Genomic DNA, 13,706 nt, shown 5'->3' with positions numbered 1-13,706 from the left:
CATTCTCCAACGCGCCAGGAAGTTCTAAGATGCGCCATTGTTTTCCGCTTGGCGAATCCGACGATGATACAGATCAGTGCCCTGCCCGCCTTTACCGACAACTACATCTGGTTGTTACAAGATCACCACACCCGCCGCTGCGCCGTGGTCGACCCCGGCGATGCCGCGCCGGTCCAGGCCTGGCTCGCGGCTAATCCGGGGTGGGTGCTGAGCGATATTCTGATCACTCACCATCATCATGACCATGTCGGCGGCGTCGAACAGCTGAAGAAAGCGACGGACGCGAAGGTCTACGGGCCGGCCAGCGAAAGCATTCCGGCGCGGGACGTCGCGCTCAAGGATAACGATCGCATCGCCGTGCTGGGCCAAGACTTCGAGATCATCGCCGTGCCCGGCCATACCCTGGGACACATCGCCTACTATCACCACGGCCTGCTGTTTTGCGGCGACACCCTGTTCGCCGCCGGTTGCGGGCGCCTGTTCGAGGGCACGCCCCTGCAAATGTACACCTCGCTGTCGCGTCTCGCCGCCCTGCCCGAAGACACTCAGGTGTACTGCACCCACGAATACACCCTGAGCAACCTGCGCTTCGCCGCCGCCGTCGAACCGGGCAACCCGGACACCCTCGAACGCCTGGCCACGGTGACCCGCCAGCGGGAAGCCGGGATCATCACGCTGCCGTCCACGGTCGCCCTGGAAAAGCGCACCAATCCGTTTTTGCGCACCGGTGAAACATCCGTTAAAGAAAAAGCGGACGAACGGACCGGCACCGATAACTCTGCGCCCGATATGGTTTTTGCGACGCTGAGGGCTTGGAAAGACACGTTCTAAATAGCTTGGACGATGGTGCAAAAATCATGAATGGTTGACCGTTAGGGGTGCGCTTTCTAGAATCGCCCGACATTTTTGCCCGGAACTCACTTCCAGCCAATGTCGTCATCTATTCGCAAAGCCATCAATTCGGACGCCTTGACCCGCCTGGCACAAGCCATAGCGGTGGTTGTGTCCGCGACATTGGCAGGCTGTTCCAGCCATGTGCCGCAGACCGATGCGGCGCACACTCCGAATATTGCCGCACGTGCCAAGCAGAAGCCCGTCTGGATCAGCGAAAAGCCGAGCCCGCAGGTGCCCCAGGACGTCTGGGAACGCATGCGCCAGGGCTTCCAGTTGCAGGACGGCGTCGGCGTCAACCCGCGCATCGAACAGCAGCGCCTGTGGTTTGCCAGCAATCCGTCCTATCTCGAAAACGGCGGCGAACGCGGCAGCCTCTACATCCACTACATCGTCGAACGCCTTGAAGAACGCAACATGCCGCTGGAACTGGCGCTGTTGCCGATGATTGAAAGTTCCTACAACCCCATGGCCTACTCCCGGGCCGATGCGTCGGGCTTGTGGCAATTCATCCCGTCCACCGGGCGTTATTACAACCTGCGTCAAACCCGTTTCTATGATGGCCGTCGCGACATCACCGCTTCGACCACGGCCGCAATGGACTACCTGTCGCGCCTGCACGACATGTTCAACGGTGACTGGCTGTTGGCCCTGGCCGCCTACAATGCCGGCGAAGGCACGGTCAGCCGGGCCATCGAGCGTAATGAAAAGCTCGGCCTGCCCACCGACTACTGGAACCTGCCGCTGCCTTCCGAGACACAGGCCTACGTGCCCAAGCTGCTGGCACTCTCGCAAGTGGTGATGTCGCCCGAAGCCTACGGTGTGAACCTCAACCCGATCGCCAACGAACCGTATTTCCAGGTCGTCGAAATCAACCAGCGCATGGACCTGTCCAAGGTTGCCGCGGTGGCCAACATCGACGAAGACGAACTGTTCCAGCTCAACCCGGCCTTCAAACAGCGCACCACCATCGACGGACCCCAGCATCTGCTGGTGCCGACGTCCAAGGCACAGCTGCTGACCACCAGCCTGCAGACCATGCGGCCTGAAGAGCTGATCAGCAAGAAATCGTTCAAGCCGGTGTTCGATGGCGCGGACAACACCGCAGTGGCGAGCCTCAAGCGCAGCTACCGGGTCAAGCGCGGCGACAGCCTGGGCTCCATCGCCAAGGCCAACGATGTTGAGGTCAAGGACCTGCAACGCTGGAACAAGTTGAGCGGCAAGAACCTCAAGCCCGGCCAGACCCTGGTCATGCAGGACACCAGCAAACGCGGCTCGGGGCGCATCAATACCGTGGTCGCGGCCAAGAGCAAGGGCGAGAGCAAGAAGCCTCAGTCCCAGTACAAGGTTCAGCAAGGCGACTCACTGTACATCGTGGCCAAGCGTTTCAACGTTGAAATGCAGCACCTCAAGCGCTGGAATCCGCGCGTTGGCCAGGCACTGAAACCGGGTCAGATGCTGACGGTTTCCAACCCGCACTAAAACGAGCCCCTCAAACGAGGGGCTTTTTTTGGCTCCGCACCTGCCCCCGATCCTCGTAGCCGCTGGCAAGGCCTGCGGCTACGAGGCATCTGCGGGTGCAATTAAGCGCGCATTAAACCGCCGTCTTTTTCCTGTCCATACAAGCTGTTACTGTACGGGCCACTAGCCCAAGCCGCCTGGATCGGATTCCTTACTTGAAGCGTCCCCTCCTCTCGCTCCTGATCAGCCTGGCCTTGAGCTCCACCGCAAGCGCGACGATCAGCGAAAGCCATGGTTACGCGCAGTTCGGCATGCTCAAGTACCCGGCCAGATTTACCCACTTCGACTGGGTCAACCCGCAAGCGCCCAAGGGCGGCACGTTGCGGGTCATGGCGTTTGGCACCTTCGATACGCTCAACCCCTACACCTTCAAGGGCACCAGCCCGGTGGCCACGCCGAATTTCTTGCAATACGGCATCAACGAACTCAACGAACCGTTGATGGTGGGCACAGGCCAGTACGCGCCTTCCGGGGACGAACCCACGTCCAGCTATGGCTTGATCGCCCAATCGGTGGAGTACAGCGAGGATCGCAGCTGGGTGGTGTTCAACCTGCGCCCCGAGGCGCGCTTTCACGATGGCACGCCGATCACCGCCTACGACGTGGCGTTTTCCTACCGCTTGCTGCTCAAGGAAGGTCATCCGCAGTACCGCACCAGCCTGCAGGAAGTCTTGCGCGTCGACATCCTCAACCCGCAGCGCATCCGTTTCGTGTTCAAGCGTGCCGGCAATCCCTTGCAGATCCTGCGCCTGGGTGAGTTGCCGGTGCTGCCACAGCATTACTGGAAAGGTCGCGACTTCAAGGCCACCACCTTCGAACCGCCGCTGGGTAGCGGGCCGTACCGCATCACCTCGGTTACGCCAGGGCGCCAGCTCGTGTTCGAACGGGTCAAGGATTACTGGGGCAAGGACCTGCCGGTCAATCGCGGCAAATACAACGTCGATCGCATGGAGGTCGAGTTCTACCGCGACAGCGACGTGGCATTCGAGGCGTTCAAGGCCGGCGAGTTCGACATCTATATCGAGCATCAGGCGAAGAACTGGGACACCGGCTACAACTTCCCGGCGATACGCCGTGGCGACGTGATCAAGGCGCAGATCCAGCATCAGATCCCGACCCAGACCCAGGGCCTGTTCATGAACGGCCGGCGTCCGACATTTTCCGACAGCAAAGTCCGTGAAGCACTCGGGTTGATGTTCGACTTCGAGTGGACCAACCGCACCCTGTTCAGCGGTGCCTACAAACGCGCCATGAGCTACTACCCCAACAGTGAATTTTCCGCCACCGGTCTACCGGTCGGTCATGAATGGCTGCTGCTCAAACCGTATCGCGAGCAGTTGCCGGCCAAACTCTTCACCGAACCTTTCAGACTGCCGCAGACCCAGGGCACCGGCATTCCCCGGGACACAATGCGCAAGGCCCTGGCCCTGCTCGCCGAGGCCGGCTGGAAACTCAACGGCCAGCGCCTGCAGAACGCCGCCGGACAACCGTTGCGCCTGGAAATCCTGCTGGTCAATCCGAACCTGGAACGCATCCTCCAGCCCTACGTCGAGAACCTCGCCAGCATCGGCATCGACGCCAGGCTGCGCACGGTCGATCGGGCGCAGTACAAACAGCGCCTCGACCAGTTCGATTTCGACATGATCCTGATGACCCTCAACCAGACCCTCAGCCCTGGCCTGGAACAGTGGCAGTACTTTCATTCCAGCCAGGTCGGGGTCAAGGGCAGCAAGAACTACGCCGGCATCGCCAACCCGGTGGTCGACCATTTGCTCGATCAATTGCTCGCGGCCAAGACCCGCGACGAGCAAGTGGCCGCCGGCAAGGCGCTCGACCGGGTGCTGCTGTGGCAGCACTACATCATTCCCAACTGGTACCTCAATTATCACCGCCTGGCTTACCGCAACCGGTTCGCCTTCGTCACCACGCCGCCCTATACCCTGGGCCTGAGCGCGTGGTGGCTGAAATCTTCGGAGAAAGATCGATGAAACCCATCAGCGCCCTGCTGTTGCAGGCCAGCGCCCTGTTGTTCGCCGGGTGGGCCTGTGCCGCCCCGCAACATGCCCTGACCCTGTACAACGAGCCGCCTAAATACCCGGCCGATTTCAAGCACTTCGACTACGTCAACCCGGACGCGCCCAAGGGCGGGATCTTTCGCCAGGCCGGTTTCGGCGGCTTCGACAGCCTCAACCCGTTCATCAGCAAAGGGGTGTCGGCCAACGACATCGACCTGATCTACGACACTCTGGCCCGGCAGAGCCTGGATGAGCCCTTCACCGAATATGGCCTGATCGCCGGCAAGATCGAAAAGGCCCCGAACAACGACTGGGTGCGTTTCTACCTGCGGCCCGAAGCCCGTTTCAATGATGGCCACCCGGTGCGCGCCGAGGACGTGGTGTTCAGCTTCCAGACCCTGATCAAGGATGGCGCGCCGATGTACCGCGGCTACTACAACGACGTCGAAGACGTGGTTGCCGAAGATCCGCTGACGGTGCTGTTCAAGTTCAAGCACAGCAACAACCGCGAACTGCCGTTGATCCTCGGCCAGTTGCCGGTACTGCCCAAACACTGGTGGGCGACCCGCGATTTCAGCAAGGGCAACCTGGAAGTGCCGTTGGGCAGCGGCCCGTACAAGGTCACCGAAGTGAAGGCCGGGCGCTCGGTGCGTTATGAACGGGTGAAGGACTACTGGGGCAAGGACCTGCCGATCAACCGCGGGTTCTACAACTTCGATGTCATGACCACCGACTACTACCGCGACAATACCGTGGCGCTGGAAGGCCTCAAGGCCGGGCAATTCGATTACTGGCTGGAGATGACCGCGAAGAACTGGGCCAACGCCTACAACATCCCGGCCGTGACCGAAGGCCGGCTGATCAAGGAGCAGATTCCCAACGGCAACCCCACCGGCATGCAAGGCTTCGTGTTCAACCTGCGCCGCCCGGTGTTCCAGGACGTGCGCGTGCGCCAGGCCCTGACCCTGTTGCTCGATTTCGAATGGACCAACAAGCAGCTGTTCAACAGCGCCTACGCACGGACCCGCAGCTATTTCGAGAACTCGGAGATGGCCGCCACCGGCCTGCCGGACGCCGATCAGCTGGCGATCCTCGACCCGTTTCGCAGCAAACTGCCGCCACAGGTGTTCAGCGAAGCCTTCGAGAACCCGACCACCGACGGCAGCGGCATGATCCGCACCCAGCAACGCCAGGCCTATCAATTGCTGCAAGAGGCCGGCTGGCGCATCGTCGATGACAAGATGGTCGACGCCACCGGCAAACCGGTGAGCATCGAATTCCTGCTGGCCCAGACCGAATTCGAACGGGTGCTGTTGCCCTTCAAGCGCAACCTGAGCGACCTCGGTATCGACCTGGTCATCCGCCGGGTCGACGTTTCGCAATACGTCAACCGCGTGCGCTCGCGGGACTTCGACATGATCGTCGGCAGCTTCCCGCAGTCCAACTCGCCGGGCAACGAGCAGCGCGAATTCTGGATGACGGCGGCCGCCGACAAGCCCGGCAGCCGTAATTCCATGGGCCTCAAGGACCCGGTGGTGGACCAGCTGGTCGAGCAACTGATCAACGCCGATTCGCGCAAAAGCCTGGTGGCCCACGCCCGCGCACTGGACCGCGTGCTGCAATGGGGTTATTACGTGATTCCCAACTGGCACATCAAGACCTGGCGCGTGGCTTACTGGAACCACATCGGCCATCCGAAGGTCTCCCCCAAATATGACATTGGCACCGCGACCTGGTGGATCAAGCCCGGTGCCAAGCCGGCCATAGAGATCGAAACCAAACTGCAAGCCGACCCTGCGGGCACGGAGTAATCAGATGCTGGCGTATATTTTTCGGCGACTGCTGCTGATCATTCCGACCTTGTTTGGCATTTTGCTGATCAACTTTGTGATCATCCAGGCCGCTCCCGGCGGGCCGGTGGAACAGATGATCGCCAAGCTCGAAGGCTTCGAAGGCGCCACCAGCCGCATCGCCGGCGGTGGCGCGGAAGTGTCGGTGGCCGGTTCCGCCTATCGCGGCGCCCAGGGCCTGGACCCCGCGCTGATCAAGGAAATCGAGCACATGTACGGCTTCGACAAGTCGGCGCCGGAACGCTTGTGGATCATGGTCAAGAACTACGCCGCGCTGGACTTCGGCGACAGCTTCTTCCGCGACGCCAAGGTCATCGACCTGATCAAGGAAAAGATGCCGGTGTCGATTTCCCTCGGGTTGTGGAGCACCCTGATCATGTACCTGGTGTCGATCCCGCTGGGGATCGCCAAGGCCACGCGGCACGGTAGCCATTTCGACGTCTGGACCAGTTCCCTGATCATTGTCGGCTACGCGATCCCGGCGTTCCTGTTCGCCATCCTGCTGATCGTGGTGTTCGCCGGTGGCAGCTACCTGGACTGGTTCCCCTTGCGCGGGCTGACGTCGAACAACTTCGACGAGCTGAGCATGGGCGGCAAGGTCCTCGATTACTTCTGGCACCTGGCGCTGCCGGTGACCGCGCTGGTGATCGGCAACTTCGCGACCATGACCCTGCTGACCAAAAACAGCTTCCTCGATGAAATCAACAAGCAGTATGTAGTGACCGCGAAGGCCAAGGGCCTGACCAATCACCGCGTGCTGTACGGCCACGTGTTCCGCAACGCCATGCTGCTGGTGATCGCCGGCTTCCCGTCGGCCTTCATCGGCATCTTCTTCACCGGCTCGTTGCTGGTGGAGGTGATCTTTTCCCTCGACGGCTTGGGCCTCATGAGTTTCGAAGCGGCGATCAACCGCGATTACCCGGTGGTCTTCGGCACGCTGTTCATCTTCACCCTGCTGGGGCTGGTGGTGAAATTGATCGGTGACCTCACCTACACCTTTGTCGATCCGCGCATCGACTTCGAAAGCCGGGAGCATTGAGATGAACCTGTCCCCTCTCAATCGCCGGCGCTTCGAACTGTTCAAGGCGAACAAGCGCGGCTGGTGGTCGCTGTGGCTGTTCCTGATCCTGTTCGGCGCCAGCCTCGGCGCCGAACTGATCGCCAACGACAAACCGCTGGTGGTGCACTACGACGACGGCTGGTACTTCCCGGCGCTCAAGCGCTACCCGGAAACCACCTTCGGCGGCGAATTTCCGCTGGAAGCCAACTACAAGAGCCCGTACATCCGCGAACTGCTCAAGGCCAAGGATGCCTGGGTGCTGTGGGCACCGATTCCGTTCAGCTACCAGAGCATCAACTACGACCTGCGGGTCCCGGCCCCCGCGCCGCCGTCGGCGGACAATCTGCTGGGCACCGATGACCAGGGCCGCGACGTGCTGGCCCGGGTGATCTATGGCTTCCGGGTGTCGGTGCTGTTCGCCCTGACCCTGACCATCCTCAGTTCGATCGTCGGCGTGATCGCCGGTGCGTTGCAGGGCTTCTACGGCGGTTGGGTCGACCTGGCCGGCCAGCGTTTCCTGGAGATCTGGTCCGGGCTGCCGGTGCTGTACCTGCTGATCATCCTCGCCAGTTTCGTGCAGCCGAATTTCTGGTGGCTGCTGGGGATCATGCTGCTGTTTTCCTGGATGAGCCTGGTGGACGTGGTTCGCGCCGAGTTCCTGCGCGGGCGTAACCTGGAATACGTGCGTGCGGCCCGGGCGCTGGGCATGCAGAATGGCGCGATCATGTTCCGCCACATCCTGCCCAACGCCATGGTTTCGACCATGACCTTCATGCCGTTCATCCTGACCGGCGCCATCGGTACGCTGACCGCCCTGGATTTCCTCGGCTTCGGCTTGCCGGCGGGCAGCCCGTCGCTGGGTGAGCTGGTGGCCCAGGGCAAATCCAACCTGCAGGCGCCGTGGCTGGGCATGAGCGCGTTTGCCGTGCTGGCACTGATGTTGAGTTTGCTGGTGTTCATCGGCGAGTCCGCTCGCGATGCCTTCGACCCGAGGAAGTGAAATGAATCAGGACAATCTGATCGAAGTGCGCGACCTCGCCGTCGAATTTGTCGTCGGTGATCACTGCCAGCGCGTGGTCGAGAACGTCAGCTTCGATATCAAGCGTGGAGAAACCCTGGCGCTGGTGGGCGAAAGCGGCTCCGGCAAATCGGTGACCGCCCACTCGATCCTGCGCCTGCTGCCCTACCCGCTCGCCCGGCACCCGTCGGGCACCATCGAATATTCCGGGCAAAACCTGCTGGACCTGAAAGAAAAAACCATCCGCCACATCCGCGGCAACCGCATCGCGATGATCTTCCAGGAGCCGATGACCTCGCTCAATCCGCTGCATTCGATCGAGAAGCAGATCAACGAGGTGCTGGGCATCCACAAGGGCCTGACCGGCAAAGTCGCGACCAGGCGCACCCTGGAACTGCTGGAAATGGTCGGCATCCCGGAGCCCGAGAAACGCCTCAAGGCCCTGCCCCACGAATTGTCCGGCGGCCAGCGTCAGCGGGTGATGATCGCCATGGCCCTGGCCAACGAGCCGGAACTGCTGATTGCCGATGAACCGACCACCGCGCTGGACGTGACCGTCCAGCTGAAAATCCTCGAATTGCTCAAGCAATTGCAGGCCCGGCTGGGCATGGCGCTGCTACTGATCAGTCACGATTTGAACCTGGTGAAAAGAATTGCGCATCGCGTATGTGTCATGCAGCGCGGTTGCATCGTCGAACAGGCATCGTGCGAAGAGTTGTTCCGCGCGCCGCAGCATCCGTACACTCGGCTCCTGCTGGCCGCGGAGCCCAGCGGGACGCCCGCGACCAACGTGGTCGGCCCGCCCTTGCTGACGGTCGAGGACCTGAAAGTCTGGTTCCCGATCAAGAAAGGCTTGCTCAAGCGCACGGTGGATTACGTCAAGGCGGTGGACGGCATCAATTTCAGCCTGCCCCAGGGCCAGACCCTGGGGATCGTGGGCGAAAGCGGTTCCGGCAAGTCGACGCTGGGCCTGGCGATTTTGCGCTTGATCGGCAGCCAGGGCGCCATCCGTTTTGAAGGCAAGCAGCTAGACTGCCTGACGCAGCAACAAGTCAGGCCGCTGCGGCGGGAGATGCAGGTGGTGTTCCAGGACCCGTTCGGCAGCCTCAGCCCACGGATGTGCGTGAGCCAGATCGTTGGCGAGGGCCTGCGGATCCACAAGATCGGCACCGAGGCCGAACAGGAACAAGCGATTATTGCGGCACTCAAGGAGGTAGGCCTGGACCCGGAAACCCGGAACCGCTACCCCCACGAATTTTCCGGCGGGCAACGGCAGAGAATCGCCATTGCCCGGGCATTAGTGCTAAAACCGACGTTGATCCTGCTGGACGAGCCGACTTCGGCCCTCGACCGGACAGTGCAGCGCCAAGTGGTGGAGCTGCTGCGTTCACTGCAAAGCAAGTACAACCTGACGTATCTGTTTATCAGCCATGACCTGGCTGTCGTCAAGGCGCTGAGCCACCAGCTGATGGTGGTCAAGCAGGGCCAAGTGGTCGAACAGGGAGACGCGCAAAGCATTTTTGCCGCCCCCCAACATCCGTATACACAGCAGTTGCTGGAAGCCGCTTTCCTGGTTCCAGACACTGCGCAATAACCTGAAAGAGAGGAGCAACACATGGGTTTTCTCGCCGGTAAGCGCGTACTGATCGTCGGTGTCGCCAGCAAGCTGTCCATCGCATCCGGCATCGCTGCCGCCATGCATCGCGAGGGCGCTGAGCTTGCCTTCACTTATCAGAACGACAAACTCAAGGGTCGTGTCGAAGAGTTCGCACAAGGCTGGGGTTCGAGCCCTGAGCTGTGCTTCCCGTGCGACGTGGCCAGCGATGCCGAAATCGCCAAGGTCTTCGAAGAGCTGAGCAAGAAGTGGGACGGCCTGGACTGCATCGTGCACTCCGTCGGCTTCGCCCCGGGCGACCAACTGGACGGCGACTTCACCGAAGCCACCACCCGTGACGGTTTCCGCATTGCCCACGACATCAGCGCCTACAGCTTCGTGGCCCTGGCCAAGGCCGGTCGCGAAATGATGAAAGGCCGCAACGGCAGCCTGCTGACCCTGTCGTACCTGGGCGCCGAGCGCACCATGCCGAACTACAACGTAATGGGCATGGCCAAGGCTTCCCTGGAAGCGGGCGTGCGTTACCTGGCCGGCTCCCTGGGCCCGGACGGCACTCGCGTCAACTGCGTATCGGCAGGTCCGATCCGTACCCTGGCCGCTTCCGGCATCAAGAACTTCCGCAAGATGCTGGCCGCCAACGAAGCGCAAACCCCGCTGCGTCGCAACGTCACCATCGACGAAGTCGGCAACGCCGGCGCGTTCCTGTGCTCGGACCTGGCGTCCGGCATCAGCGGCGAAATCATGTACGTGGACGGTGGTTTCAACACCACGGCCATGGGCAACATCGAAGAGTGATTTTCGGTTAGCCATCAAAAAACCCGCCGCTTCCGGCGGGTTTTTTTTTGCCTGCAATTTCAAGCCTGGATGAAATCCAATGTGGGAGCGGGCTTGCTCTCGAATGCGGTTGATCTTTCAACATTGATGTCGACTGACACGACGCCTTCGCGAGCAAGCCCGCTCCCACAGGGTTATTCGGTGCTCAGGCATTTGGCAAACAATTGCTGGATCGGCTGCTGCCGCTGGCTGTAGCGCTGCAACAGCACGATTTCACGGTAGAAGGTCAATTCGCCCAGGCGAACAACCCTGACCTTCGCCCCATGCTCCAGCCACAGCCCCGCCTCGGGCAGCAGCGAAATCCCCAACCCGCACTCGACCATTTTCACGATGGCTTCCAGCTCATCCAGCTCCAGGGCGACATGCACGTCGATCTGTCGCTCGCGCAGGAACTTCGTCACCAGCCGCCCGCCGAACGAGTTGCGGTCGTAGCGCACGTGGGGATGCTCGGCGAGCAATTGCAGCGGATCGTCGCCGTCGAGGTCCGTGGGCACGATCAGCACGAAGGGCTCGCGGCGGATCACTTGCGCCGACAGCTCCTTGGGCAGTTCGAACGGCGGCTTGATCAGGATCGCCAGGTCCACCTCGCCCGTATCGACCTGGCTCAACAGGTTCAGGGACACGCCCGGCACCAGTTTCGCCTCCAGCAACGGCGCTTGCTGGCGCAACTTCAACAATGCCTGGGGCAGCAGGCCGGTCTGCACCGTGGCCACCGCGCCGATCTTCAGCTCGCCACGGTACTCGCTGACGTCATCACTGACCGCCATGCGGCTGAAGATCTCCAGCATTTCCCGGGCCATCGGCAACGCCCGCTGCCCCGCCGCATTGAGCAGCGCCTGGCGCCCGGTGCGGTCGAACAGGCGAATGCCGAGCGCCTGTTCCAGATTGCGTATTTGCGCGCTGACTGCCGACTGCGTCAGGCCGATGTGCATGCCCGCCGCGGCGAAGGTGCCGTAGCGCGCCACCGCGATGAAGGTTTTCAGTTCGCGCAGCATGGCGGCCCTCGTTTGATCGAAATAATTTGTGCTCGACGCAAAAACTATCGTCTTTTAATCGAAAATCACAGGGCTAAACTGAGCTTCATCTTCCATGACCGAGGCACGCCCGATGCAACTTTCCCCTTTTCACCTGGCCATTCCGGTGTACGACCTGGCCGCCGCGCGAGACTTCTACGCCAGCGTGTTCGGGCTGGAGGAAGGCCGCTCCAGCGATCATTGGGTCGACTTCAACTTCTTCGGTCATCAACTGGTGATTCACCTGGCGCCGAAAAATGCCTCGCAGGAAGCCGCCCACACCAACGCCGTCGACGGCCACGACGTGCCGGTGCCGCATTTTGGCGTGGTGCTGGGGATGGCGGAATGGGAAGCCCTGGCCGAGCGCTTGAAGTCGCGGCAGACGCGCTTCGTGATCGAGCCTGGGATTCGTTTTCAGGGACTGGTGGGGGAACAGGCGACGATGTTTCTGTTCGATCCCTGTGGCAATGCGCTGGAGTTCAAGGCGTTCAAGGATATTGGACAGTTGTTTGCCAAGTGAGAGACGCACCGTCTGTCAGGGCCCCTTCGCGGGCAAGCCCGCTCCCACACTGGCTTGGGATGATCAAAAACTTCGCGTACACCCAACAACCCTGTGGGAGCGGGCTTGCCCGCGAAGAGGCCAGTCGTCACACCCCAAAATCAACGGCCCAAGGCGGTTTCGGCCTCCACTAACAGCGCTTCGACCGAGCCATGCGCCGCTGGGTCATGCTCGATCTGCCCAATACTGAAGCGAATGTCATAGCCCTTGCGCGCCGTGACATTGCGTTCATCGAGCATCTCTACGAGGCGCGCCCTGATCGCCGAGATGTCCACGCCACACGACCCCGTCAGCAAGGCCACGAAGGTAGCGCCCTCCAGCCGGCCAATCACATCGCTTTCCCGAAACCCGATGCGCAACACGTCGGCAAAGGTTTTCAGCGCGTTGTCGCCCTCGCGGCGTCCAAACAGATAGTTGACGCGCTTGAAGTCATCCAGATTGAAAAACAGCAGGGTCGCCGGCCTTTGCAGTTGCATGCAGGCCTCCAGTCCCAATTGCGCCAGCGCCATGAAACCGTGCCGGTTGGGCAGCAATGTCAACTCATCCATGCTCGCCATCTGCACGCCGATCAGCGCTTGCTCGGCCTTGCGGGCAAGATCGCGCAGCAGTTCGCGCTCCTGTTGTGGCGTCCCTGCACATACACCTGTTTTGTGCGGTTTGCCTGGGATCAGCATCACATACTCCCGTGGAGGGTATGTTCTTTAGAGTCCTCGATACCGGTTTGACTCCCTGTCCATTGACCGATGGTCAAGTACCCAGCACCGGGCAAGGCCCTCCTGCCTCGGCCCAGCGCTTGAACTGGCTGACAAAAATGTCGTGCGGCACCGGCACCGGTGCGCGATTGCCGCCGGGGTTCCAGCCCCAGAGCACCAGTTTGTCTTCGCTGACGTGCTTGATCAGCGCCGCGAAATCCCGGTCGCCATTGCTGGCGCGGTCCTTGATCATGCTGCACAGCCTGTCCGGCGGCAGGCCGATCCAGGCCATTTTGTGCGCCGCCGGAGGCAGGCTCCAATGGGGCGCGCCCGGTGGGGCCTTTGGCCCGTAGCTGGCCGGCGGGTTGGCTTCGGCGTGGCAACTGGCACAGGGCAAGCCCGCCGCGCCTTTGCCGTCCATGCCCCTCACTACGTTCATGGCATGGGGCGTTCCGGCGTCGAATTGCAACGGCGAGTCGCCGGGAATGTGACAGTTCTGGCAACGGGGGTTCTGGAAGACCTGGCGTACCGTGTCGAATGCCTTCAGTGCTTCTTTGTCACCGGCAAACAGCTCCGTCGCATAGATGAACAGGCAAACCAGCAGCACCCCGCCCAGCAACCAGTGGTGGCGTCTCATC

12 protein-coding genes are annotated in these 13,706 nt (G+C 61.5%); 9 read left to right on the top strand and 3 right to left on the bottom strand.

The genetic code is table 11. The features are described 5' to 3' along the window. Nucleotides 1-63 precede the first annotated feature (63 nt). The 8 genes from gloB (at nt 64) to fabI (ending at nt 10,765) form a co-directional block, all read left to right on the top strand. Nucleotides 64-831 carry a hydroxyacylglutathione hydrolase gene (gloB, locus tag F8N66_RS03855; RefSeq protein WP_150768903.1) on the top strand — a complete coding sequence of 256 codons (768 nt, stop codon included), beginning with the start codon at nt 64-66 and terminating at the stop codon, nt 829-831. Between the two features lie 99 nt (nt 832-930). Continuing rightward, nucleotides 931-2,373, top strand: coding sequence for a transglycosylase SLT domain-containing protein (locus F8N66_RS03850; protein WP_150768902.1), 1,443 nt, complete (start codon nt 931-933; stop codon nt 2,371-2,373). A gap of 218 nt (nt 2,374-2,591) precedes the next feature. Next, the gene (locus F8N66_RS03845) at nt 2,592-4,400 is read left to right on the top strand and encodes an extracellular solute-binding protein (RefSeq protein WP_412070717.1); all 1,809 of its coding nucleotides are present in this window, start codon (nt 2,592-2,594) and stop codon (nt 4,398-4,400) included. Further along, nucleotides 4,397-6,238, top strand: a complete 1,842-nt coding sequence (locus F8N66_RS03840; protein WP_150768900.1) for an extracellular solute-binding protein — start codon at nt 4,397-4,399, stop codon at nt 6,236-6,238. The genes F8N66_RS03845 and F8N66_RS03840 overlap by 4 nt, the downstream gene beginning before the upstream one ends. 4 nt (nt 6,239-6,242) lie before the next feature. Further along, nucleotides 6,243-7,316, top strand: a complete 1,074-nt coding sequence (locus F8N66_RS03835; protein WP_150768899.1) for a microcin C ABC transporter permease YejB — start codon at nt 6,243-6,245, stop codon at nt 7,314-7,316. 1 nt (nt 7,317) lies between these two features. Next, entirely contained in the window at nt 7,318-8,337 is a 1,020-nt protein-coding gene (locus F8N66_RS03830; RefSeq protein ID WP_150768898.1) for an ABC transporter permease, read from the top strand. 1 nt (nt 8,338) lies between these two features. After that, complete coding sequence (locus F8N66_RS03825; protein WP_150768897.1) at nt 8,339-9,949, top strand: ABC transporter ATP-binding protein; 1,611 nt, start codon at nt 8,339-8,341, stop codon at nt 9,947-9,949. 21 nt (nt 9,950-9,970) lie between these two features. Then, on the top strand, nt 9,971-10,765 hold the full coding sequence (fabI, locus tag F8N66_RS03820) for an enoyl-ACP reductase FabI (protein ID WP_150768896.1): 795 nt from the start codon (nt 9,971-9,973) through the stop codon (nt 10,763-10,765). 173 nt (nt 10,766-10,938) lie between these two features. Here fabI and F8N66_RS03810 read toward each other — a convergent pair whose 3' ends face one another. Further along, the gene (locus tag F8N66_RS03810) at nt 10,939-11,799 is read right to left on the bottom strand and encodes a LysR family transcriptional regulator (protein WP_150768895.1); all 861 of its coding nucleotides are present in this window, start codon (nt 11,797-11,799) and stop codon (nt 10,939-10,941) included. A 112-nt stretch (nt 11,800-11,911) separates the two neighbouring features. Between F8N66_RS03810 and F8N66_RS03805 the strand changes: the two genes are divergently transcribed. Then, nucleotides 11,912-12,337 (top strand): VOC family protein, encoded by a 426-nt coding sequence (locus F8N66_RS03805; protein WP_150768894.1) that lies wholly within the window; start codon nt 11,912-11,914, stop codon nt 12,335-12,337. A 140-nt stretch (nt 12,338-12,477) separates the two neighbouring features. Here F8N66_RS03805 and F8N66_RS03800 read toward each other — a convergent pair whose 3' ends face one another. Beyond that, the gene (locus F8N66_RS03800; RefSeq protein ID WP_150768893.1) at nt 12,478-13,050 is read right to left on the bottom strand and encodes a GGDEF domain-containing protein; all 573 of its coding nucleotides are present in this window, start codon (nt 13,048-13,050) and stop codon (nt 12,478-12,480) included. A 73-nt stretch (nt 13,051-13,123) separates the two neighbouring features. After that, nucleotides 13,124-13,705 (bottom strand): hypothetical protein, encoded by a 582-nt coding sequence (locus tag F8N66_RS03795; RefSeq protein ID WP_150768892.1) that lies wholly within the window; start codon nt 13,703-13,705, stop codon nt 13,124-13,126. Nucleotide 13,706: the final 1 nt, after the last annotated feature.

The sequence above is a fragment of the Pseudomonas fluorescens genome (genome assembly GCF_902498195.1).
Lineage (GTDB): Bacteria > Pseudomonadota > Gammaproteobacteria > Pseudomonadales > Pseudomonadaceae > Aquipseudomonas > Aquipseudomonas fluorescens_BU.
This window is presented reverse-complemented; position numbering and strand designations above follow the sequence as displayed.